This is a genomic window from Telluria sp. BA11, from assembly GCF_056680305.1.
Genome location: NZ_CM155275.1, coordinates 1,980,841 through 2,002,424, shown reverse-complemented (window position 1 = coordinate 2,002,424; position 21,584 = coordinate 1,980,841). Strand labels below are relative to the sequence as shown.

17 protein-coding genes and 1 pseudogene are annotated in these 21,584 nt (G+C 63.8%); 11 read left to right on the top strand and 7 right to left on the bottom strand.

Annotated features, from left to right (window positions below; genetic code table 11):
* Positions 1–258: 258 nt before the first annotated feature.
* Together AC1MGT_RS08745 and AC1MGT_RS08740 are read right to left on the bottom strand one after the other, a co-directional pair.
* Positions 259–1,254: a response regulator gene (locus tag AC1MGT_RS08745; RefSeq protein ID WP_499503868.1), complete on the bottom strand. Its 996-nt coding sequence runs from the start codon at positions 1,252–1,254 to the stop codon at positions 259–261.
* Positions 1,251–4,562 carry an MHYT domain-containing protein gene (locus AC1MGT_RS08740; protein WP_499503867.1) on the bottom strand — a complete coding sequence of 1,104 codons (3,312 nt, stop codon included), beginning with the start codon at positions 4,560–4,562 and terminating at the stop codon, positions 1,251–1,253. The genes AC1MGT_RS08745 and AC1MGT_RS08740 overlap by 4 nt, the downstream gene beginning before the upstream one ends.
* A 304-nt stretch (positions 4,563–4,866) precedes the next feature.
* Here AC1MGT_RS08740 and AC1MGT_RS08735 point away from each other — a divergent pair, with 304 nt between their 5' ends.
* From AC1MGT_RS08735 to AC1MGT_RS08700, 8 genes are all read left to right on the top strand, one after another.
* Entirely contained in the window at positions 4,867–5,622 is a 756-nt protein-coding gene (locus tag AC1MGT_RS08735; RefSeq protein ID WP_499503866.1) for a substrate-binding periplasmic protein, read from the top strand.
* Between the two features lie 115 nt (positions 5,623–5,737).
* Positions 5,738–5,962, top strand: coding sequence for an acyl carrier protein (locus AC1MGT_RS08730; RefSeq protein ID WP_499503865.1), 225 nt, complete (start codon positions 5,738–5,740; stop codon positions 5,960–5,962).
* Between the two features lie 4 nt (positions 5,963–5,966).
* Positions 5,967–7,004, top strand: coding sequence for a ketoacyl-ACP synthase III (locus tag AC1MGT_RS08725; RefSeq protein ID WP_499503864.1), 1,038 nt, complete (start codon positions 5,967–5,969; stop codon positions 7,002–7,004).
* A complete protein-coding gene (locus tag AC1MGT_RS08720; RefSeq protein ID WP_499503863.1) occupies positions 7,001–7,747 on the top strand; it encodes an SDR family NAD(P)-dependent oxidoreductase in 747 nt (248 codons plus the stop codon). Before AC1MGT_RS08725 ends, AC1MGT_RS08720 begins: the two co-directional genes overlap by 4 nt.
* Positions 7,744–8,508, top strand: a complete 765-nt coding sequence (locus AC1MGT_RS08715) for an SDR family NAD(P)-dependent oxidoreductase (RefSeq protein WP_499503862.1) — start codon at positions 7,744–7,746, stop codon at positions 8,506–8,508. The genes AC1MGT_RS08720 and AC1MGT_RS08715 overlap by 4 nt, the downstream gene beginning before the upstream one ends.
* Positions 8,499–9,146 (top strand): PglD-related sugar-binding protein, encoded by a 648-nt coding sequence (locus AC1MGT_RS08710; RefSeq protein ID WP_499503861.1) that lies wholly within the window; start codon positions 8,499–8,501, stop codon positions 9,144–9,146. The genes AC1MGT_RS08715 and AC1MGT_RS08710 overlap by 10 nt, the downstream gene beginning before the upstream one ends.
* Positions 9,146–10,294 carry an aromatic ring-hydroxylating oxygenase subunit alpha gene (locus AC1MGT_RS08705; protein WP_499503860.1) on the top strand — a complete coding sequence of 383 codons (1,149 nt, stop codon included), beginning with the start codon at positions 9,146–9,148 and terminating at the stop codon, positions 10,292–10,294. Before AC1MGT_RS08710 ends, AC1MGT_RS08705 begins: the two co-directional genes overlap by 1 nt.
* Positions 10,284–10,922, top strand: a complete 639-nt coding sequence (locus AC1MGT_RS08700) for a hypothetical protein (RefSeq protein WP_499503859.1) — start codon at positions 10,284–10,286, stop codon at positions 10,920–10,922. Before AC1MGT_RS08705 ends, AC1MGT_RS08700 begins: the two co-directional genes overlap by 11 nt.
* Here the strand turns inward: AC1MGT_RS08700 and AC1MGT_RS08695 are convergent.
* The 3 genes and pseudogenes from AC1MGT_RS08695 to AC1MGT_RS08685 form a co-directional block, all read right to left on the bottom strand.
* Positions 10,919–12,103: an FkbM family methyltransferase gene (locus AC1MGT_RS08695; protein WP_499503858.1), complete on the bottom strand. Its 1,185-nt coding sequence runs from the start codon at positions 12,101–12,103 to the stop codon at positions 10,919–10,921. The two genes, AC1MGT_RS08700 and AC1MGT_RS08695, sit on opposite strands and share 4 nt — an antisense overlap.
* Positions 12,104–12,233: 130 nt before the next feature.
* Complete coding sequence (locus AC1MGT_RS08690) at positions 12,234–13,355, bottom strand: DegT/DnrJ/EryC1/StrS family aminotransferase (RefSeq protein WP_499504267.1); 1,122 nt, start codon at positions 13,353–13,355, stop codon at positions 12,234–12,236.
* A gap of 207 nt (positions 13,356–13,562) precedes the next feature.
* A pseudogene (locus AC1MGT_RS08685) lies at positions 13,563–15,587 on the bottom strand (tetratricopeptide repeat protein); the annotation flags it as partial.
* A gap of 222 nt (positions 15,588–15,809) precedes the next feature.
* Here AC1MGT_RS08685 and AC1MGT_RS08680 point away from each other — a divergent pair.
* Together AC1MGT_RS08680 and AC1MGT_RS08675 are read left to right on the top strand one after the other, a co-directional pair.
* Positions 15,810–17,363: an ATPase domain-containing protein gene (locus AC1MGT_RS08680; protein ID WP_499503857.1), complete on the top strand. Its 1,554-nt coding sequence runs from the start codon at positions 15,810–15,812 to the stop codon at positions 17,361–17,363.
* Positions 17,360–18,628 carry a sensor histidine kinase gene (locus tag AC1MGT_RS08675; RefSeq protein WP_499503856.1) on the top strand — a complete coding sequence of 423 codons (1,269 nt, stop codon included), beginning with the start codon at positions 17,360–17,362 and terminating at the stop codon, positions 18,626–18,628. Before AC1MGT_RS08680 ends, AC1MGT_RS08675 begins: the two co-directional genes overlap by 4 nt.
* 543 nt (positions 18,629–19,171) lie before the next feature.
* On the opposite strand, the gene AC1MGT_RS08670 is transcribed toward AC1MGT_RS08675, so the two are convergent.
* Positions 19,172–20,278, bottom strand: a complete 1,107-nt coding sequence (locus AC1MGT_RS08670) for an acyltransferase family protein (protein WP_499503855.1) — start codon at positions 20,276–20,278, stop codon at positions 19,172–19,174.
* 248 nt (positions 20,279–20,526) lie between these two features.
* Positions 20,527–20,715, bottom strand: coding sequence for a hypothetical protein (locus AC1MGT_RS08665; protein WP_499503854.1), 189 nt, complete (start codon positions 20,713–20,715; stop codon positions 20,527–20,529).
* Between the two features lie 410 nt (positions 20,716–21,125).
* Between AC1MGT_RS08665 and AC1MGT_RS08660 the strand changes: the two genes are divergently transcribed.
* The gene (locus AC1MGT_RS08660; protein ID WP_499503853.1) at positions 21,126–21,320 is read left to right on the top strand and encodes a hypothetical protein; all 195 of its coding nucleotides are present in this window, start codon (positions 21,126–21,128) and stop codon (positions 21,318–21,320) included.
* Positions 21,321–21,584: the final 264 nt, after the last annotated feature.

Sequence of the window (21,584 nt, the reverse complement as noted above, 5' to 3'; positions counted from 1 at the left end):
AATTGTTTGACAACTTTGAGGAATTGCCCAATAAATCGACTCTGACCCTAATTAATTTTTGCCAGTTTGGCGTGTAATTTGATGCTCCGAAAAAATTCAATTACTGACGGCATCAGAAACGCCGCGCACCATCGAAAAAGCCCCCAAAACAATTAGGGTCAGAGTCGAATTGTTTGGCAACTCTGGGTAATTGCCCAATAATTCTACTCTGACCCTAATTAATTTTTACTCTGACCCTAATTAATTTTTAGGGGGGGGTTAGGGTTTTTCGGCCCAGCGGGTGCGGATTTCGCGGATGGCGGGGATGCGGGTGGTGAAGAGGTCGACGAGCTGGGGATCGAAGTGGCGGCCTTTCTGGTCGTGCAGGAAGGCGACTGCGTCTTCTTCGGTCCAGGCTTTCTTGTACGGTCGCAGCGAGGTCAGCGCGTCGAAGACGTCGGCGATGGCCACGATGCGGCCGACCAGCGGGATCGCTTCCCCGGCCAGGCCGTTCGGGTAGCCGCTGCCATCGTATTTTTCGTGGTGCGTGAGCGCGATCTTGCGCGCCAGCGCCAGCATGCCGCTGGTGTGTTCGCCGATGATCTCGGCGCCGATCGTCACGTGGCTCTGCATGATCTTCCATTCGTCGGGGTCGAGCGGTCCCGGTTTTTGCAGGATGCGATCCGGGATGCCGATCTTGCCCACGTCATGCATCGGCGCCGCGTGCAGCAGGTCGTCCGCTTCCACCTCGTTCAGGCCGGCTGCGATGCCCAGGATGTGCGAAAAATGGCTCATGCGGATCACGTGCAGGCCGGTCTCGTTGTCCTTGTACTCGGCCGCCAGGCCCAGGCGCTGGACGATCTCCAGACGGCTCGCGCGCAGCGCTTCCATGCGCACCAGCGACAGGTGGGTGCGCACGCGCGCGCGCACCACCGGCGGGCTGACCGGCTTGGTGATGTAGTCGACCGCGCCGGCCTCGAAGCCTTCCACTTCATCGGCAGTCTCGGTCAGGGCGGTCACGAAAATCACCGGCACCGACGCCGTGGCCGGATGGGCCTTGAGCGCCGCGCACACTTCGTAGCCGGACATCCCCGGCATCATCACGTCCAGCAGGACCAGGTCGGGCTGCTCCTGGCGCGCCAGTTCGAGCGCGCGCGCGCCATCCTTGGCGAACAGCAGGCGGTAGTGGTCCTGCAGGATCTGGCGCAGCAGCTGCAGGTTGCTCGCTTCATCGTCGACGGCCAGGATCAGCGGTCGGGTATTCGGTTGGTTCATGCGGAAGGATCGTTGGTGGCGTCGCCAGGCGCGCCGTCAGAGGACTCGGCCCCCAGGATCGCCAGCACGGCTTCCAGGTGATCGAGGGCGAGATCGAAGTCGAAATCGGCGATGGCCGACTGCACCTGGGCCACGCGGGTGATGGCCGGGTGGGCGGCCAGCGCCACGGCCAGGCTGGTCATGGCGCCGTCGTTCAGGGCGCCGCGGCGCAGCGCTTCGAGCAGCACGCCGCCGGCACGCCGCGCGCGTGTCAGGTCGACGCTGGCACCTGGCGTGGCCGGCACTGGCGTGGCGGCCACGTTGCCGATCGCGGCCAGCGCAGCTTCGAGCGCCTGTCCCGCCACGCCCAGGGCCTCGGCCGCGTGCCGCTCGTCCGTCGGCACCGCGTTGGTCGCCTGCTCCAGCGTCGCCAGCGCGTCGGACAAGCGCTCCAGGCCGACGTTGGCGGCGGCGCCGCGCACCTTGTGCGCCAGCATGCGCAGTTGCACGTGCTCGCCACCGGCGGCATGCAGGCGCATCGCGCCGTCCAGCTGTGCGTACTGGCGGCCGAAGTGGTCGAGGGCTTCGGCATAAGCGTCTTCGCGGTTGCTCCAGCGGTGCAGGCCGGCGCGCCGGTTGAGCACTTCGCGTGGCGCCGTCGGAACGGCGGCCGCCTCGGCCGGTACCCCGCCTTCGAGACCGAGCACGCGCGCGATCTCGTGCGACAGGGCGAACCAGTCGACCGGCTTGCTGGCAAAGCCGTCCATGCCGGCATCGACGCTGGCCTGGCGGTGCTCGGCCAGCACGCTGGCGGTCATCGCGATCACCGGCAGGCGCGCCGTGCCATGACGCGCCTCGTGCTCGCGAATGGCGCGCGTTGCGTCCAGGCCATCCATCACCGGCATCTGGAAGTCCATCAGCGCCACGTCGTACTCGCCGCTGGTGGCCAGTTCGACGATCGCGCCGCCGTCGCGCGCAGCCGTCATCGTGTGCCCGCGGCGCGTCATCAACAGTTGCATCAGTTCGAGATTCTGCGGCACGTCGTCGGCCACCAGCACGCGCAGCGGCGGCAGCACGGCAGCGCTGCGCACACGCGGCGCCTGATTGCCAAAGCGCGCCAGGATCAGCGGCACGCGCACGTGGAAGGTTGTGCCCTGGCCCGGCTGGCTCTCGGCCCAGATCCGCCCGCCCATCAGCTCGACGAGCTGCTTGCTGATCGTGGTGCCCAACCCGGTCCCGCCGAAGCGGCGCGTCATCGACGCGTCGGCCTGGGTGAACGGATCGAAGATCGCGGCCAGGCGCTCGGGCGCGATGCCGATGCCGGTGTCGATCACGGCGATGCACAGCTGGTCGACATCGGCGCGCACGGTCAGCGTCACGCCGCCGGTGGCGGTGAACTTGATCGCGTTGTCGAGCAGGTTGGTGAGCACCTGGCGCATGCGCAGTTCGTCGCCGCGCAGGCCGGTGGGCAGCGCCGGGTCGTACTGGATATCCAGGTGCAGGCCCTTGGCGCGCGCATTGGCCGCCAGCGTCGACGACAGTTCATCGATCAGCGACAGCAGGTTGTAGTCGTTCTGTTCGAGTTCGACCGCGCCTTTTTCGAGCTTGGCCGTGTCGAGGATTTCGTTGAGCAGCCGCAGCAGGGCGCGGCCTGCGCTGCGCACGGTGTCCAGGTGGCGGCGCTGCTCGACATTGAGTTCGCCGTCGAGCAGCACGTCGGTAAAGCCCAGGATCGAATTCATCGGCGTGCGGATTTCGTGGCTCATATTCGCCACGAAGGTCGCGCGGGCGGCCGCAGCCTGCTCGGCCTTCTCCTTGGCGCAGCGCAGCGCTTCTTCCATCTCGCGCCGCTCGGTGATGTCGAGGATGACGCCATCGAGGTACTGGAGGTTGCCGGCTTCGTCGTGCACGCCGGTGCCGTTTTCCCACAGCCAGCGCACGCTGCCATCGGCATGCAGCAGGCGGTATTCGACCAGGTACGGCCGGTGCTCGCGCATCGCGGCGCTGGTTTCCTTGCCCACCCGCAGGCGATCTTCGGCGTGGATCATCGCGCCGAACACGCGGCGCGGCGGGCTGCCCAGGAAGTCGCGCGCCGGGTAACCGGTAACGCGTTCGACCGCATCGCTGATGAAGATCAGTGGCCAGTCTTCATTGAGCGCGCTGCGGTACGAGATGCCGGGAATATTGCCGATCAGGGAGCGGAACTGCTGCTCGCTGGCCTGCAGCGCGCTCTCCATCGCACGCCGCTCGCTGATGTCGGTGACGAAGCAGACGAACAGGTCCTGCTCGCGCAGGCGCGCATGGCCGATTGCGCCCCGTACCGGGACTTCGTGGCCATCCTTGTGCAGGCACCAGGTCTCGGTGCTGGTGTTGATGCCTTCCAGGCTGCCACGCGCCAGCACGGTCAGTACGTTAAGGTTGGCGGCGCGACCGCGCTCGGTGAGCAGCAGTCCGATGCTGCGCCCGACGATCTCGTCGCGGCGCCAGCCGAAGATGCGCTCGGCCGAGGCATTGAATTCGGTGATGATGCCGTCACGCCCGACCGTGATCACGCCGTCGACCGTGGTGGTGAGCAGGGCGCGCATCCAGGCTTCGCTGCGCGAGAGGTCCTGGAACATCTGGCGATAGCGCAGCAGGCCGTTCACCCCCAGCACGGCCACCGACAGCGCCACCGTGGTCACCGTGATCGACAGCGCCAGGAAGCCGCTGTTGGTATCGGCCGCGCCGCCTGGATCGACCGTGCCCGAGAAGCGCGCAGCCGCCATGCCGGTATAGTGCATGCCGGCGATCGCGCAGCCCATCACGCAGGCCGACAGCAGCAGGCGGCGCGGTTCGGACACCGACTGGAAGCGCGACAGGCCGTGGCGCACGCTCAGGGCCAGCGTGGCCAGGATCACGGCCACCAGGATCGAGACCGCGAACGTGAACGGATCGTAGTGCAGCGACAGGCGCATGCGCATGCCGTCCATGCCGGCATAGTGCATCGCGCCGATACCGGCGCCGACCAGCACGCCGCCCACGAGCAAATGGGACAGGCGCAGTTCGGAACGCGAGATCAGGCTCAGCGCCACCCACGACGCACCGATGCTGGGCAGCGCCGACAGCAGCGTTGTCCAGTGGTCGTAATGCACCGGCGTGCACAGGTCGAAGGCAAGCATGCCGATGAAGTGCATCGCCCAGACTCCGGCGCCCAGCGCCAGGCTACCCGTGCCAAGCGCGATGGCGCGGTGCGACGGATGGGCACTGGCCTGCCCGGTCACCTGCAACCCCATCCACGACGAGAAGATCGCCACCAGCAGCGACAGCCCTACCAGAGTAGGGTCGTACATCCCGTACGTCAGCAAGGATGGGTCTTCAGGAACGGCAAACGATGGCAGCATGGTGAAGGCAGAGTTGTATTGAAGTAAAAAAAACTTCCATATGGCATTAAACCGAAGTATCGCATTTTCCGAATTTACTGTGTTGGTGCACGTGAGATTGCTGGACGAATTGTTGTGTTCTGTAGCGTCCAAGCGACCAATTCAGCCTGTTCATTGCGTAAAAATCATGCTCGCTGGTATGCTGAGGGCGCAACAAACTACATCCCGTCGCCCTTGCGCGCCGCATCCGTGGCGCTCATCCCAAGAGAATCAGATGCGATTTCGGCAACTCTGCATTGGCCTTGTCATCCTGTCAGGCAGCCTGTCGGCAACGACGCGGGCGGCCCCGCTGCCCGCGCCCTACCTGTCGATCACCACCGAAAGCTCGGCGCCATCGAGCATGCTCGAGGACGGGCGCGTGGTCGGTATCGCCACCGACAAGATCCGGGTTGTCATGGAACGGGTCGGGGTCACCCACGACATCACGCTGCTGCCCTGGAAGCGCGCATACGCAGCGGCACTGCAGCAGGCCAATGGCTGCGTGTACTCCGCCACCCGCACGCCGGAACGGGAAGCCCTGTTCAAGTGGATCGGGCCGACCGACGAGGCGCAGTGGGTCCTGATGGGGCGCATCGACCGCGCCTGGCGTATCACGAGCCTGGAAGACGCACGCGGCCTGCGCATTGGCACCTATGCCGGCGACGCACGTGACACTTATCTGCGTAGCCGGGGCCATGTCGTCGATACGTCGCCCCATGACATGCTCAATCCGCCCAAGCTCCTGCAGGGCCGCATCGATCTGTGGGCCGCCAGCTGGCGCGCGGGCAGCGACGTGCTGGCCCGGAATGGCTGGGACAAGCAGATCGTGCCGGTGTTCGTGTTCAACCGTGTCGCCGTTTATCTTGCCTGCAACCGGGCCGTGCCCGATGCACTGGTCAAGCGCCTGAATGCCGGGTTTGACGCGATCGAGCGCGACGGCACGGCACGCGCCATCGAGCAGCGCTACGAGCGGCGTGCTACTACACGGTGACAGGGCCTTACGTTTGACTTATAGTGCGTCATGATTGTTTTTAATCAAGCGAACTTGTTATTCGCAACGTTTTTTGGCACCACTTTTCGCAAGTACACGATTTCATTAGGCTGCAATGGACACACTCGAGCAATTCGTCGAAAAATTCAAGAACGCGGTCGACTTCCAGGATGATGTGCACCTGACCGGCGAGACCAATCTCAAGACGCTGGCCGAATGGGACTCGCTGGCGGCGCTGGGCGTGATCATCATGTTCGACATGGAGTACGACAAGGCGATCACCGGCAAGGACCTGGTCGAGTGCCAGCTCGTGAGCGACGTCTACAAGCTGATCGGCTGATACCATGGCCCAGGCGACCATCCGCAATGTGCGCTATGCCGGCATGGCGTCCTGCGTGCCACGGCGCGTCCTGTCCAACCTGCACGATTGTCCACCGCAGATCAAGAGCGCGCGCGAACGTGTGGTGCGCAATATCGGCATCGAGACGCGCCGCATCTGCCCCGAATGGCAAACCTTCTCGGACCTGGCGTTCGACGCCAGCGAGCGCCTGCTGGCCGAGCTGCAGTGGAACAAGGACGAGATCGACGCGCTGATCGTCATCACCCAGTCGCCCGACTACCTGATTCCGGCCACCGCCATCATCCTGCAGGACCGCCTGGGCCTGAAGCCCGGCACGATCGCCTTCGACATCAACCTGGGCTGTTCGGCCTATGCCTTCGGCCTGCACGTGCTGGGCGCGATGATGGCCTCGGGCGGCATCAGGAAGGCGCTGCTGCTGGTGGGCGACAGGGCCGCCACCGTGGTCGAGCCGTTGTTCTCGGACGCGGGCACCGCCACCGCGCTCGAATACGATCCGGCGGCGCCGCCGATGTACTTCGACCTCAATAGCGACGGCAGCGGCTACCGCGCCATCATGCTGCCGGCGGGCGGCCATCGCGAACCGATCGGCCTGCAGCACCTGCTTCCGTACAAGGACGACGACGGAATCCTGCGCAGTCCGGCCGCGCTGGTGCTCGACGGTCCGGCGGTGCTGAGCTTCTCGACCCAGCGCGTGCCGCCCGCCGTGCGTGCGCTGCTGGCGTATGCCGAATGCCCGATCGAGGCTGTCGACTACTTCATCTTTCACCAGGCGAACCGGATGATCAACGACACCATCCGCAAGAAGCTTGGCTTGCCGGTCGAGAAGGTGCCGTCGACGCTGCATGACTTCGGCAACACCAGCGGGGCCTCGATCCCGGTGACGATGACGGCGCGCCTGCGCGAAGCCCTGCAGGGCGGCAAGCACAAGGTCTTGATGTCGGGTTTCGGCATCGGCCTGTCGTGGGGCAGCTGCATCGTCGACATCGACCGCGCGGTGTTCCCGGCGCTGGTCGAATCATGAATGCATCGCCATTCAGCCTCGCGGACCGGACGATCCTGATCACCGGCGCGTCGTCGGGCATCGGCGAAGCCACGGCCCGCCTGTGCGCCGGCATGGGCGCGCGCATTCTCGCCTGCGGACGCGATTCCGACCGGCTGGCGCGCGTTGTTGCCGGCCTGGCCGGCGCAGGCCACCAGGCCATCGTCGGCGACCTGACCGATCCGGCCGCGCGCCAGGCCCTCGTCGATGCCGCGCCCAGCCTGGACGGCTGCGTGTTCAGCGCCGGTGCCGCGCAGCTCGCGCCGATGCGCATGGTGACCCAGCGCCACCTCGATCAGCTGTTTGCCGTGAACTACGACGCGCCCGTGCTGCTCACGCAAGCCTTGCTGGCCAGGCGCAAGGTCGCAGCCAATGCGTCGCTCGTGTACGTGACGGCAGTGGCCGAACACGTCGCGCCGCACGCTACGGGCATCTACTCCGGCGCCAAGGCGGCGCTGACCGCCACCGTGCGCACGATCGCGGTCGAACACGCAAAGCAGGGCGTGCGCGCCAACTGCGTCTCGCCCGGCTACGTCGCCACGCCGATGCTCGATGGCCTGCAAAATGTGATGAGCACGGGCGACAAGGCAGCCCTGGCGCCACTGGGCATGATCGAACCGGACGACGTGGCCGGCGCCATCGCCTGGCTGCTGGCGCCGGCCAGCCGCTGGGTATCACGAACTTCCCTGGTCATCGATTCGGGCTTGACCCTGCACGTGCGATGAACGACACATCCCTGTTCCAGCATCCGTTCCACCTGCGCCGCAAGACCGTGCTGGTCACCGGCGCATCGAGCGGCATTGGCCGCGCCGTCGCCGTCGAATGCGCCCGCGCCGGCGCGCGCGTCGTCATCAATGGCCGCGATGCAGCGCGCCTGGCCGCTACGCTTGCAGTGCTCGACGCCGTGCCCGATGCGGGGGCCGAACACGTGGCCTGCGTGGCCGACCTGACCGATCCGCCGCAGATGGCGCGCCTGGTGGCCGCGTGCGGCGAGCTCGATGGCGTGGTGCACGCCGCCGGCGTGCATGGCGTGACGCCGCTGCGCATGCTGCGCCAGAGCTTCATGCAGACGGTGCTCGATGCAAACTTCCTGGCACCGCTCATGCTCACCCAGCAACTGCTGGCCAAAAAGACGCTGCGCAACGGCGCCTCGCTGGTGTTCATGTCGTCGATTGCGGCGCACACCGGTACCGTCGGCGTGGGCCCGTATTCGGCGTCCAAGGCGGCGCTCGAAGGGATGATTCGCCCGCTGGCGCTGGAGATCGCGCCGCGCGCCATGCGCGCCAACGCCATCGCACCGGGCCTGGTCGATACGCCGCTGGTCAACGACGATCGCGCCTGGCTCGACGAAAAGGCCAACATGTATCCGCTGGGTCTGGGCAAGCCCGAAGACGTCGCCTACGCCGCCATCTACCTGCTGGCCGATATCAGCCGCAAGGTGACCGGCATGCAGCTGCACCTGGACGGAGGCATTCCATGGACGTGACGCCCCGCCCGAAAGACGCATTGATCATCAGCGCCGGCGGCTTTGGCCGCAGCGTCTACAACATCATGCAAAGCGACATCGCCAATGGCGTCGACTGGACCGTCACCGGCTTTCTCGACAACCGCGGCGAGCTGGCGGCCGGTACGCCGCTGCCGGTGCTGGGTGACCCGCTGACCTGGCGCGCGGGTCCGAATCAAGAATTCCTGTGCGCGCTGGGCCAGCCGGCGCAGCGCCGCCATTTCGCTGCGCCGCTGCTGGCGCAGGGCGCGACCTTCATGAGTCTCTGCACCGGCCTGCACAAGGCGATCGGTGTCCGGATGGGCGCCGGCTGCCTGTTCGAGCCCGAGGTGCGTATGGGCGTGGACACGCGCCTGGGCGACTTCGTGTTCATCCAGTCCACCAGCGTGATCGGCTACGAAGTGCAGATCGGCGACTACACCACGATCGGCAGTTTCGTGTTCGTGGGCGGTGGGGCGCGCATCGGCAGCGACGTGATCATCCACCCGCACGCGACCATCCTGCCGCGCGTGACGGTGGGCGATGGCGCCGTCATTGGCGCCGGCGCCGTCGTCATGGCCGACGTGCCGCCGGGCGTGACGATGATCGGCAACCCGGCCAAGATCTTCCGGTTCAAGTAATGCGCTCACGCATGCCGCCGCAGGCGTACATCGACGAGGCCTGGTTCGCGCGCGAACGCGAACTGCTGTTCAAGCCGTTATGGCAGTTCATCGGCCTGAAGGTCATGCTCGAGAAGCACAATGCCTTCATGACGCGCACGCTGTTTGGCATCCCGGTCGTGGTCCAGAACTTCCATGGTGAGCTGCGCGCGTTTGAAAACATCTGCCCGCACCGGCAAAATCCCATCCAGGTCCAGCCGCATGGCGTGCGGCCGCTGTTTTGCGGCTACCACGGCTGGAGCTTCGACCGCGAGGGCGCCACGCGCATCCCGCACGAGGATGCGCTGTACCGCTTCCCGCAGGAAGAGCGGGCCTGCATTCACCTGCGCCGCTTCGCGCTGGAAGTCGTCGGCAACCTGGTATTCGTGTGCCTGGCCGGGACGCCCCTGCCGATCAAGCAGCAGTTCGGTGCAGCCATGCTGGCTTCGCTCACGGCCTCGTCGCTGGCCTACGACAGCGAAGTGATCATGACGACGTACGAGGGCCACTTCAACTGGAAGCTGGCCTACGAAAACCTGCGTGACGGCCACCACCCGCGCTATCTGCATGCGCGCTCGCTGTATCAGGACGTCAAGTTCGAGGCGAGCATCAGCGAAGAGGGCGTGGCGGGCCTGCGCCGCCTGCAGCAGGCCGGCATTGGCGAGCGCAACCGCGCGCTGGGCCTGATGCGCAGCTTCAGCGGCGGCGGGCGCGATGCGCCGATGGCGTCGCCCCCGGACGAGCCGTACCACGTTCACGTCGAGCGCTACCGCGACCAGGACTGGTACTACAACTGGCTGGCGTTCCCGAACCTGCACATCGCCTCGGCGAACGGCGGCCATGCCTTCATCATCGAGCACCACATCCCCGTCGCGGCCGGGCGTACCGACCTGGTGGTGTACTACCTGACGGCGAAGAAGAAGCAGCCGTACGCGTCGTCGGCCGCGGTCCTGCATGCACACATGATGGGTACCGATATAGTCATGCGCGAGGATATCGAGGTGATGGAACAGATCCAGCGCACGCTGCACCCGGGCGCGCGCTCGCCCCATCTGGGCGACTACGAATTCATCAACGCCAGCCTGGAACTCTGGTACCTGGACCTGATGGAGGGGAAGTTTGCCTTGTAAGCACGTGATCGGTCATGGGCCGGAACTGGCACGCGCACTGGCGGCGTGGCGCTCTGTCGCCCCGGCGGCGGCGCTGGAGCTGCGGCCGCTGGAGCTCGACCCGGCCGCCGGCCAGGCGGCGCTGGCGGCAGCGCTGGACGGCCTCGATGGCCTGGATGGTGAGGGCGCCACTGCCTTCGTCGCGCTCGATGCACGCTTCCTGAACGGCATGCGCCTGGACCTGATGGCGAGCCTGCGGTTGCGCGGTATCGCCATGCCGGCGCTGGTCGAACCCGGCGCCCTGGTGGCCGCTGGCGTGCGCATGGACGACAACTGCTGGATCGGCGCCGGCGCGATCATCCAGCATGGCAGCCGGATCGGCTTCAATACCGTGATCGGTGCCGGCGCCGTCGTCGGCAGCGGCGTCACGGTCGGCCACTCGGTCTGGATCGACGAGGGTGTGGTGATCGGGCGCGGTGCGCGCATCGGCGCCCAGGTCACGCTCGGCCTGGGCGTGATCGTCGGTCATGGCCGCCAGATCGGCAAGCTGTGCATCGTCGACAAGGCGGGGCGCATCGAGCATGACATCGCTGCCAAAACGTTCATCCACGCGACCCACGCCCAGCCAATCGTCATCATCGGCGCCTAATTGAAGTCCTGGCGGTCCGAGAACAGCAATTGCGTGTCGTACAGGCTCGATGAATAGTGGCGCATCGCCACGTGCTGGTAGCGGGTGATGTCGTCCATTGTGGCCAGCAGCTCCGGGATGTCCTTTGCATAGTGGTAGGCCGAGATGGTCATGTCCGGCTTGCAGGCCGCGATCGTGCGCGCGCCGCCCTTGAGTACTTGCGCTTCCCAGCCTTCCACATCGATCTTCATGATCGTGGCTTCGTCGACGACGCTGTCGATGGCCATGATGTTCATGGTGGTCTTGATGCCCCCGCCGGCGAAGTTGCTGCCGAAACGGTTGTCCGGGTTTTCGTAGAAATCGACCTCGCCATCTTCTGCGCCCAGGCCGGCGAAATACGGGTGCACGTCGGGCAGGTGCGCAGCCAGATTGCGCAGCGCTGCGAAATTGGTCGCATCGGGCTCGAACGCATGCACCGCGCGGTACTGGCCGCGCGCGATGTGGAAGAAGTGGGCCACCGTGTCGCCGTGCGCCGCCCCGGCATCGATGAAGATGTCGTTCGTGCCGACCTTCAGCCCGGCCTGGGTGGAAAAGCTGTTCATGAATTCACCGAGCGGGAAGGCGGCCTCGATGAGCGGACGGCGATCGAGCGTCAGGAAGGCGCGCAGGCGCGCCAGCAGCGTGGTGCGCGACCAGTCGTCGCTGAAACGTCCGGCCAGCGCGATGAACTGGTCCAGGTTGGCCACCACGTGCTCGCGTTCCTGGCGCACGGTCTGGTAGGTGTGGACGTTATCGAGCTGATGCATCGCGTACAGGCAGTCGCGCACCGGTACGCCCTGCGCCGCGATCTTCGCGGCGACCTGCTTGCCGGCCAGGTTGTCGTTGAAATCGATGACGACGATGCGTTTGCCGGCCGCGCGTGCGACCAGATCGGCGATCTCGATGAACCCCCAGTTGACCCGCAGCGGCAACTGCTGCGCGATGCGGGTGCGCTTTTCGGGCGAAACCGAGAACACGGCGATGCCGGCGAAATTGGGCAGTGATCTGGCGATGGTGTTGGCGCGCAGCGCAAAGCTGCCGGTATGGTCGCCCAGGAAGTAGACCTCGTCGAACGCATGCAGGTCGTCGAAGGCAGTATCGGCGTGGCCGGCGAGCGCGTTGAAATCGGCGAGCGTCGCGTGGCGAAATGGCTGGATGGTCATGGTGTGTCCTGTGGTTCGTGAGGTTACGGTCGGTCGACATGATGTCGACCCGGCGCCGCGCCGGGGTCGAACACGCCCAGGTCGAGTCGGGTGAGCAGGGCGTCAGGCGTGGGTAGATGCATCGTGCGATTCAGGATTGCTTGATCAGGCCGACGATGCGCTCGACATCCTGCGCGCCGAGTGCCGGATAAATAGGAAGGCAAATGACCTGATTCGCGATCACGTTGGCCTGGGGCAGGTTCGCGGGCGCCGCCGACGGCATGGCGCGGTACATCGGGAAGTGGCTGATCAGGGGATAGAAATAGCGGCGCGCGTGAACCCCTGCATCGTGCAGCTTCTGGTGCAGCGCATCTCGGCTGAGGGGATAGGTGTCGCGCACCAGCACCGCGAAGTAGCTGTTGTTGGCGTCGTCGCCGAGGTCCGGCATCGGATCGATGCCGGCAATGTCTGCCAGCAGGCGCCGGTAGTGCGCGGCGATCTCCCGGCGCTGCGCGAGCGCGGCGTCGATGCCACGCAGTTGCAGCAGGCCGAAGGCGGCGCTGACCTCGTTCATCTTGCCGTTGATGCCGGCCGCGACGACCGTTTGCTCGTCCTGGATGCCGAAGTTCTTGAGCAGGTCGATATGGCGCTTGGTGGCCGCGTCGTGGCAGATGATCGCGCCGCCTTCGAAGGTATTGAATACCTTGGTCGCATGAAAACTCAGCACCGACAGGTCGCCGTGGCGCAGGATGCTGGCGCCGTCCTGGCGTACGCCGAAGGCATGGGCCGCGTCGTAAATGACCTTCAGGCCGTGCTTGCGGGCGATGCGTTCGATGGCTGTTACGTCGCACGGGATCCCGTAGCAGTGCACCGGCATGATGGCCGTGGTGCGCGGCGTGATCGCTGCTTCGATGCGCGCCGGATCGAGGTTGAACGTGACCGGGTCGATATCGGCGAAGACGGGCTGCAGGCCGTTCCACAGCAGCGCGTGGCTGGTGGCGACGAACGAATAGGGTGTGGTGATCACCTCGCCCTCGATGCCCAGTGCCTGCAGGGCCGTCATCAGGGCCAGTGTGCCATTGGCGAACAGCGAGATATGCGCGACGCCCAGGTAATCGCACAGCGCTGCTTCGAGCTGCTGGTGGAACTGGCCGCCATTGGTCAGGAATTTGCTCTCCCAGATCTGCTCGAGGTAGGGAATGAAGTCCTGCAGCGGTGGCAGGTGCGGCTGGGTGACGCGGATCGGGGGTGCTGCCGGCGCCGGCGCCGGCACAGTATCCGGTTGCTGATTCAGCGTTTGGTGTGGCTCGTGCTGCGGCTTGTGCTTTGGCGGCAACGGCACGTCGAAGCTGGTGGCCGGCTGGCCCGCGCACCAGCGCCGCCACATCAACCGTAATGCATGCTCGACGCTGTCGGCGATCCGATTCATGGGGCCGGACGCGGTGGGCGCGAAGCGGCCGCGCATGCCGGCGCGCAGCACGGCCAGCGCGGGCAGGTCGCTGCACGCGGCCGCACCTTTTGCGGCGAAGGCGGCGGCGTCGTGCGCGATGAACTGTGGCAGCGCATTGTGTTCGAGGATGCAGGCCGTCTGACGGCCGGCGGCGGTCTCGCCCGCGAGCGTCAGCGTCGGCACGCCCATCCACATCGCGTGCAGCGTCGTCGTGCCGCCCGAGTACGGGAAGGTATCGAGGCAGATGTCGACCTCGTTGTGCAGGGCAAGATAGTCGTGCATGCCGGCGCGGCCATGAAAGCGCAGGCGCTCGGGCGCGATGCCTTCTTCGTCGAACCATGGCAGCAGGCTCTCGTGGCCGTGGTCGGGCAGGCCGGCCACGAGCAGCCGCGCAGTGGGCACGGCGCGCAGCAGACCGGCCCAGGCAGCGACCACGGCGCGGCTGATCTTGCTGAGGCGATTGAAGCTGCCGAACGTGACGTAGCCATTGGCCAGCGCCGGGGGCGCGACGATGTCGGGCGCGTCGGCGGCCGGCTGGAACGGCGCCGAGACCGGCAAGCGCACCAGTTTTTCGGTGAACAGGTGGTCGAACTGGCCGGCCGGCAGGATGAAGCGGTCGGTCAGGTAGTAATCCATCGCGGCCAACCCCGTGGTGCCCGGGTAGCCGATCCAGGTCGCCTGCAGCGGCGCCGGCTTGCGCGCGAACACCGGCAGCCGGTTGTGGGCGGTGTGGCCGGCCAGGTCAATCAGGATGTCGATGCCATCGGCGACGATCTGCGCGTCCAGCGCGGTGTCGTCCAGGCCGGCCACATCGCGCCACTGGGCCATGTGGCCACGCAGGCGCGCGGTAACTGCATCGTGCACCGGATAGTTGTAATAGGCGTAAAGCACCAGGCCGGGCCGGCCTGCCAGGCGCGCCAGCAGCGGTTCGATGAACGCGGCCACCGCGTGGTTGCGCAGGTCGCCCGAGACGAGTCCGACGCGCAGAGTGCGCCCGGGGTCCGGCGTGTTGTGCCAGGTGGTGCGCGGCGCCCCGATGCGCGCTTCGAGCTGCTGCCCGAAAGCGCAATGCGCGGCAAACAGCGCATCGGCACCGATGCTGCTCACCTGGCTCATGCAGAACAGCATATTGCTGTGCGCATCGGTGTTGTGCGGATCGCGTGCCAGCACGCTGCGGTAGGCCTCGACCGCCTCAAGCGCGCGGCTCTGATGCTGCAGGATCATCGCGAGGGTATTGCCGGCCTGCGCATGGGCCGGATCAAGCGCGAGCGCGGTGCTGGCGCTGGCATACGCTTCGCTCAGGCGGCCTGCGTCAAGCAGCGTGAGCGCCATGTGGTTGTGGGCGTGGGCATCGTCCGCCCGCAGCGCGACGGCGCGTTCGAGCACGGCCTGCGCGTCAGCCAGCCGGCCTGCGCCCCGCAGCAGCAAGCCCAGGTTGCTCAGCGCCTCGGCGTCGTCCGGCGCGTACTGCACGGCCACCTGCATCGACTCGAGCGCCTGCAGCAGGTTGCCCTGCAGGTGGTGGATACCGCCCAGCAGCTTGTGGCCGAACGGATGCTGCGGAAACTGCTCGGTTAAAAACTGCGCCGCATAACCGGCTTCATCGAGGCGGCCCGATGCGAACAGCGCCGTGGCGGCGGCGATCGTTTCGGGATCCGGCGCGCCGGCCGTGGCCAGTTGCTGCTCGAACGCATCGACCTCCGGCCCTGCCAGGCCGTGGCTGCGCCCCAGGGCGATCAAGTCGTGCGCGGTGGCGAACTGGCGCGCGGCGATCAGCGCCTCGATGTAGGCGAGCCAGTAGCGCCCTTCGCCCGTGGCGCCCTGCAGGGCTTCGGTCAGGTGCGGAATCGCGGCGGCCAGGTCGCCGGCCTGGCGCGCCAGCAGGCCCAGGCCAAAGTGGGCGCCGGCATGGCCGGGGGCCAGGTCGAGCACGGCGCGGTACAGTGCTTCGGCCTGCGCCGGCTGGCCGGCGGCGGTTTCATTTTCGGCGGCCTGCAATGCTTCATCGACGATGTGCCGGACCGCGTCGCTGAGGGGAGTGCGCTGTTGTTCCATGGATGCGGGCGGCGGCCTTTGCCTATCGAGAGGGCGTGCAGGAAGTACGGATGTGACGACCGGCGCGGGGTAGTAGAGAGCGCAGGCCGGATTGTTCTACAGCATCATTCGACACAATAGATCATGAGCTTGCCAGGGTCAAGAATCGGCGGTGTGCCGCTGCTGCTGGAGCGCAGCTTGCACACATGATAAGCTGCCCCATTCTGCAAAAAAGGTGAGTTCATGAGCGCGTTGGTGAGGACGGAGATTGTGGGGCTGGACGAGATCCTGCACGGTGGCATCCCACGCAATAACAACCTGCTCGTCGAAGGGCCGCCCGGTGCGGGCAAAACGACGCTGGGACTGGGCTTCATCTACCGCGGCGCCGTCGACTTCGACGAGCCGGGCGCCATCGTCTCGTTCGAGCTCGACCCGGCCAAGCTGCTGCGCGACGCGGCCGGCTTCGACTGGGACCTGCAGGGCATGATCGACCAGGGCCGGATCAAGATCATCCAGACCAGCCCCGCCGTGCTGATGAGCGAATTTCGCAGCAGCGACGGTGCGTTTTCGGCCGCACTGATCGCGATGGGCGCCAAGCGCCTGCTGATCGATGGCTTGACGCCATTGCGCCTGTACGCCGAAGGCAACGACATCCCGTTCCGTGAAGACGTGCATCTGCTGATCGAGGGACTCACGCGCCTGGGCGTGACGACGATGGTCACGGCCGAAAAGGACGCGTCGCTCGGCGGCGTGCTGGCACACGAGCGCTTCGTGTTCGACACCATCATCTCGCTGACGTTCGAAGAATCGCGCCGCCGCGTGCACCGCCGCCTGACGGTGGCCAAGTCGCGCGGCCAGGATTTCATCGGCGGCAGCCACACCATGCGCATCGAGGCGCATCAGGGCGTGCACGTGTACCGCCGCGCCCAGTCGCGCCCGGTCATGTCGCCCGATCAGCCGACGTCGGAAGAACGCCTGTCGACCGGCTCGCCCGCCATCGACAAGATGATGGACGGTGGCATCTACAAGGGCTCGGTGACGCTGGTCAGCGGCATTTCCGGTACCGGCAAGACGGTGCTCAGCGTGCAGTTCCTGAGCGACGCGATCAAGAACGGCCATAAGGCGCTGCTGGTGAGCCTGGACGAGCACGCACGCCAGCTGATGCGCAACGCCAAGCCCCTCGGCTTTGATCTGCAGGCGCTGGTCGATGCGGGCGACCTGTTCATCCATTACGAGTCGCCGCTCGAACTCGAGCTGGACGTGCACTTCGACCGCATCATCAAGCTGGTGGAAAAGGAAGGCATCGACTGCGTCGTGTTCGATTCGATCGCCGTGTATGAAATGACCAGCCGCAGCGAAGTGGCCGATTACCTGTACGCGCTGGCGAGCTTCTTCAAGAACCGGCTGGCCACGACGCTGTTCAACTACGAAAGCCCCGAACTGCTGGGCGTATCGCAAATCAGCGAAGAGCTCAAGGGCTCGCATCTGGTCGACAACATCATCCTGCTCAACTACGTCGAAATCTCTACCGTGTTGCGGCGCGCGCTGGCCGTGCCGAAAGTGCGCGGCAGCCGCAACCTGCAAGTGACGCGCGAATACACGATCGGCGTGGGCGGCCTGAATCTGTTGGACGAAAGCGACAACAATAACCAGGCCGTCCCGCAACTGCCGTTCTCGTCGTATTACGGTCTGCTGTCGCGTTCGCCATCGCGCCAGAGTCCGATGATCGAGGAAGCCGTCGCCAATGGTGAGCCCTTGCCCGAGTCGACGCACCAGCCGGTCGAAACGAATCGGTGATCGCCGTCGACCTGCCCGACAAGCCGCCCATCGACTGGGACGACTGGCGAGCGCCGCTGCGCCAGTACACCGAGGCGACCGGGCTGGTGACGTCCGTCTACGACGCGACCGGCGTGCGCCGCATCGGCCCGCTGACCGGCTCGCGCATGTCGACCTTCCTCGCCGAGCAGTCGACGCTGTGGGCCGAGGACGGCCCCGGCACGGCGCTCGAGCGCAGCCTGGCGCGCGACGTCTGCCAGCAGGGCACGCCAGCGGCCAGCGAATTCAGCGAAGGCTTCTGCGTGCGCGCGTTGCCGCTGCTTTTGCATGGCGACGTGTACGGCGTGCTGGTCTTCGGCTGGCGCTTTGCCGATTTCAGCTCGCCGCTGGCCTGCGAGCGCATCGGCCGGCAGATCGGCGTGTCGGGCCATCTGCTGTGGAGCGAAGTGCGGCTTGATGCGCCCGTATCGGCGCAGCGCATGGCAACCTACGAAACCCTGCTGCTCACGCTCTCGGGCACGCTCGACCGGCAGCGCGAAACCATCGACGACCTGACGCGCGTGAACCGCACGCGCGAGCTGTTCCTGGCGACCGTCTCGCACGAGATGCGCACGCCGCTGTCGGCGCTGTCGATGCGCATCGAGCTGATGCTGCGTACGATCCCCGACCTGCCAGAGAAGGCCGTTAGCGGCCTGGAAGCGATGCGCGTGCACGTGCGCCAGGAAGCCGGCATGGTCGACGACCTGATCGACGCGGCGCGCACGCTGACCGGGCAGATGTCCATCGTGCGCAAGCCGATCGTGCTGGGGCAAGTGTTACGCGAAGCCATCGCCACGGTGGAGCCGCATGCGCATGCCAAGCAGATCCTGATGCAGGTGACGCCGGCTGATTACGGCGCGGACATCCGCTTCGAGGCGGATGGGCAGCGGCTGCAGCAGGTGTGCTGGAATTTGCTGTTCAATGCGGTCAAGTTCACGCCGGTGGGTGGGGTGATTCGCATCGGCATCCGCCGCAGCGGGGGATGGGTCGAGATTGATATCGCCGATTCAGGGCAGGGGATCGAGGCGGACGATTTACCGCATGTGTTTGGCGCGTTCAAGCTGCAGCAGCATGACAATGCGACCGGGCTTGGATTGGGGCTGTATATCGCGCGGCGGATTGTGGAGCTGCATGAGGGGACGCTCAGTGTCAGCAGTGAAGGGCGGGGACGGGGGGCGACGTTTGCGATTCGGTTGCCGGTTGGGGGGATTGGGCTGGCGGCGCCTGGTGATCCTGAGGGTGGATAGCGAAAAACCTTGAAACTACCCGATCTTGTTCTGCGGAAGATCACACCCACTCAGCGTCTGACCACTGGCGCCCTAGCCCTCCGCACACATGACTACTTCCGACAGGGATCATCCTTTACCGCCCCGGTCATGGCGGAGACACTGCACGCCATGCTAGCGGACTAGCCGGTAGTCCAAGAGCAGCCGAAGCTATAACACTGGCTGTGTTCAGGGTGCGCCCGTCGTGGCGTAACTTTTAGCGTAGCTTCGCCAAAATCCCGCTCAGTCCGATAGGAGCACCCCCCATGCATCAAGGGGCTACGTTACGATCGGTGGGATATAGAGACGACCAGAATCGCCTCTTCTTTATCGCCGATCTCTTCATGGTCTTAGCCTTGGTGTTCTCGGAGCGTACCGATCCTGAAACTCCCGTCCTGCAACGTGCTGGTTACGTGACGCAGCTTGATGTACTTATATAGTACGGGAAACTCTTGTTCGATTCCAAACTTCATATTCTCAGTGAAGTTCGGATTGCTTGCAGATTCAACGGGCCATGGATTGGAATTATTTGAGAATGATTATGGCTTGCCCCACTTGCGACGTATTAGATTTCCGGACATCCCACGCTTGGGTCAGCCAAAGCCTTACCGGGTTCTCAAACCCATAGAACGAGACGAGGCCAAGGCCGACAGCGAGGAGTACCGCCAGCCAAGCATTCATATCGTAGTGGCAAACAGCAAAGTGGAATGGTTGCTGCCAAATATACAGTGAAAATGAAATGCGCCCAATCCAGCACAGCCGCTCGTTCGAGAGGAGGCAGATAAATGCAGCGGGCAGGCGGTCTAGAAAGTTGACAGTGAAAGCAAGACAAAGCGGCGCAATGATGAGGTGGAAGCCACGCCAACGGAGGGGATCAGTAAAGCAGACAAACGCAACCGCCAAGCTGACAACGGGAAGTAGCGGATGAATTCGGTCAAAAACGCGATGGGGCCAACTGCGCTTGATATAGCTTAGCGATACCGCAGCCAATATTCCGAGAGATGCCGCCTCACTACGGAAGTACGCCGGCGTTCCATTACCTGATGCTGGGTGTAGGACGTAATATACTGAAAAGTACAAAGCGGAGGCAGTCGCCACAAGGAGAATTGCGGCAGTCATCCATCGGCGATTAAGTTTCCTTGCGCAGAGCGCGGCTATAGCCAGAAAAATATACGTGTGTTCTTCGACGTTGAGTGACCACAGATGCCCAATTGGCCAGTCGTCGTTAATGATGCCAGAGTTAGACGGAAGATAAGATCTCAGAAAAAGTAGGGTCGATAGTACCTCGGTGGCCGAAGGAGTGTAGCGAACGGGCTGCATCGTCGACGCGTACACCGTAATTGCAAGGACAAACAATACGAATGTAGGACCAACCCTAATGATCCTTCGGGCAAAAAAATCAGGTAGTTTAGTATTTTTGAAGAACAGAATATTGCACATTAAAAATCCGGATAGTACGAAAAATAGCGCAACTCCGAACGTGCCAATCCACCAGTATTGCGCTTTACTGACAAAATGCCCGAAAAAGACTGCGAAGATGGCAAGTCCCCGCCAACCATCAAGATGTGCGATATGACCCTGCGAATTCATTTCAGTTCCCCAAATATAGTTATATTCTGGAAACTTTAACAATGTTTTGTCATTTAGGCAAGGTTTGTATTGACTTGTGCAAAATTCCAACAAGGCACGAGTAGTGAGCAAGCAGATCAGCAGCGTAGCTTCATAGAAATAGAAAAAAACTCTCGAGGGGAACCGGCCTACGTGTCATAGGCGTCTGACTGCTGTCGATACATGATCTCCCAAAAATTTGGAATTCATTTTCCAAAAAAGACAAAATGGTTACAAGCGAGAAGCATTTAACCCTTTGTTTTTAATAAGAATTATTTGGCGTGGCTGATGGGGCTTGAAGTCATGACAATATGAATCACAGTCCTGTTCGCTAATCGCAGCTCTTCATCCAAGCGTGCTGCCATCGTCTCTGCCGTTTCGTTGTAGTACACCTGCAGCTGCCGTAGGTCCTTGTGTCCCACCATGCGCGCCAAGTCGAGCACGTTGAGCTTCTTCGCCAAGCGTGCACAGTAAATTGGGGTCACAGTAAATTGGGGTCATAAATTGGAGGTCATAAATTGGGGTCATAAATTGGGGTCAGGTCTGACATTCGGACACAGACTCAGCTTTGCATAAATCATAAATTGGGGTCAGGTCTGACATTCGGACACAGACTCAGCTTTGCATAAATTGGGGTCATGTAAATTGGGGTCAGGTCTGACATTCGGACACAGACTGAGCTTTGCACGAGCCAAATCAGAGTCCGGACTTAAATTAGATGTTTTGTCTCATCACCAAAGTTAATAGATGGCGTTTGGAAGAGTCGATACTCACTCAGCGCCATTGATTGGCAAACAAGTTTGACTACCTTAGAGTTCGTGTCCGGATACCAGGCCAACTCTCAGAGTTGGACCGAACCTAGAGCTGGAATTTGCTGTTAAATGCGGTCAAGTTAACACCGGTTGGCGGGGTGATCGGCATCGGTATCCGCTGTGCCAGGGCGTCGGTCAAGATCGATATCGCCGATTCCAGGCAGGAAATTGAGGCGGACGATCTGCCGCATGTGTTTGGCGTGTCCGTGATGGTGTCAGGTCTGACATTTGGACACAGCCTCAGCTTTGTATGAGTCAAGTGCAGAGTCTGGGTTTATGTTTTGCCCCGGCTCCAATTCTAGGTGACGTCACTTGGAAAAGCTGATATTTTCCTCAACTAAGCCTTGAAAAGCGAATGAGTTGACTACATCAGAATTGGTGTCCAAATGTCAGACCTGATCCGGAGTGGGTGCCCCAGAAGGCCATGCCCCACAGTGCCATGCAATTCGATTGCCGGTAGGGGTGCGCTAGGCTGACGGCGCTTGTGTAATGCCGAGGCCAGATAGCAAAAAACCCGC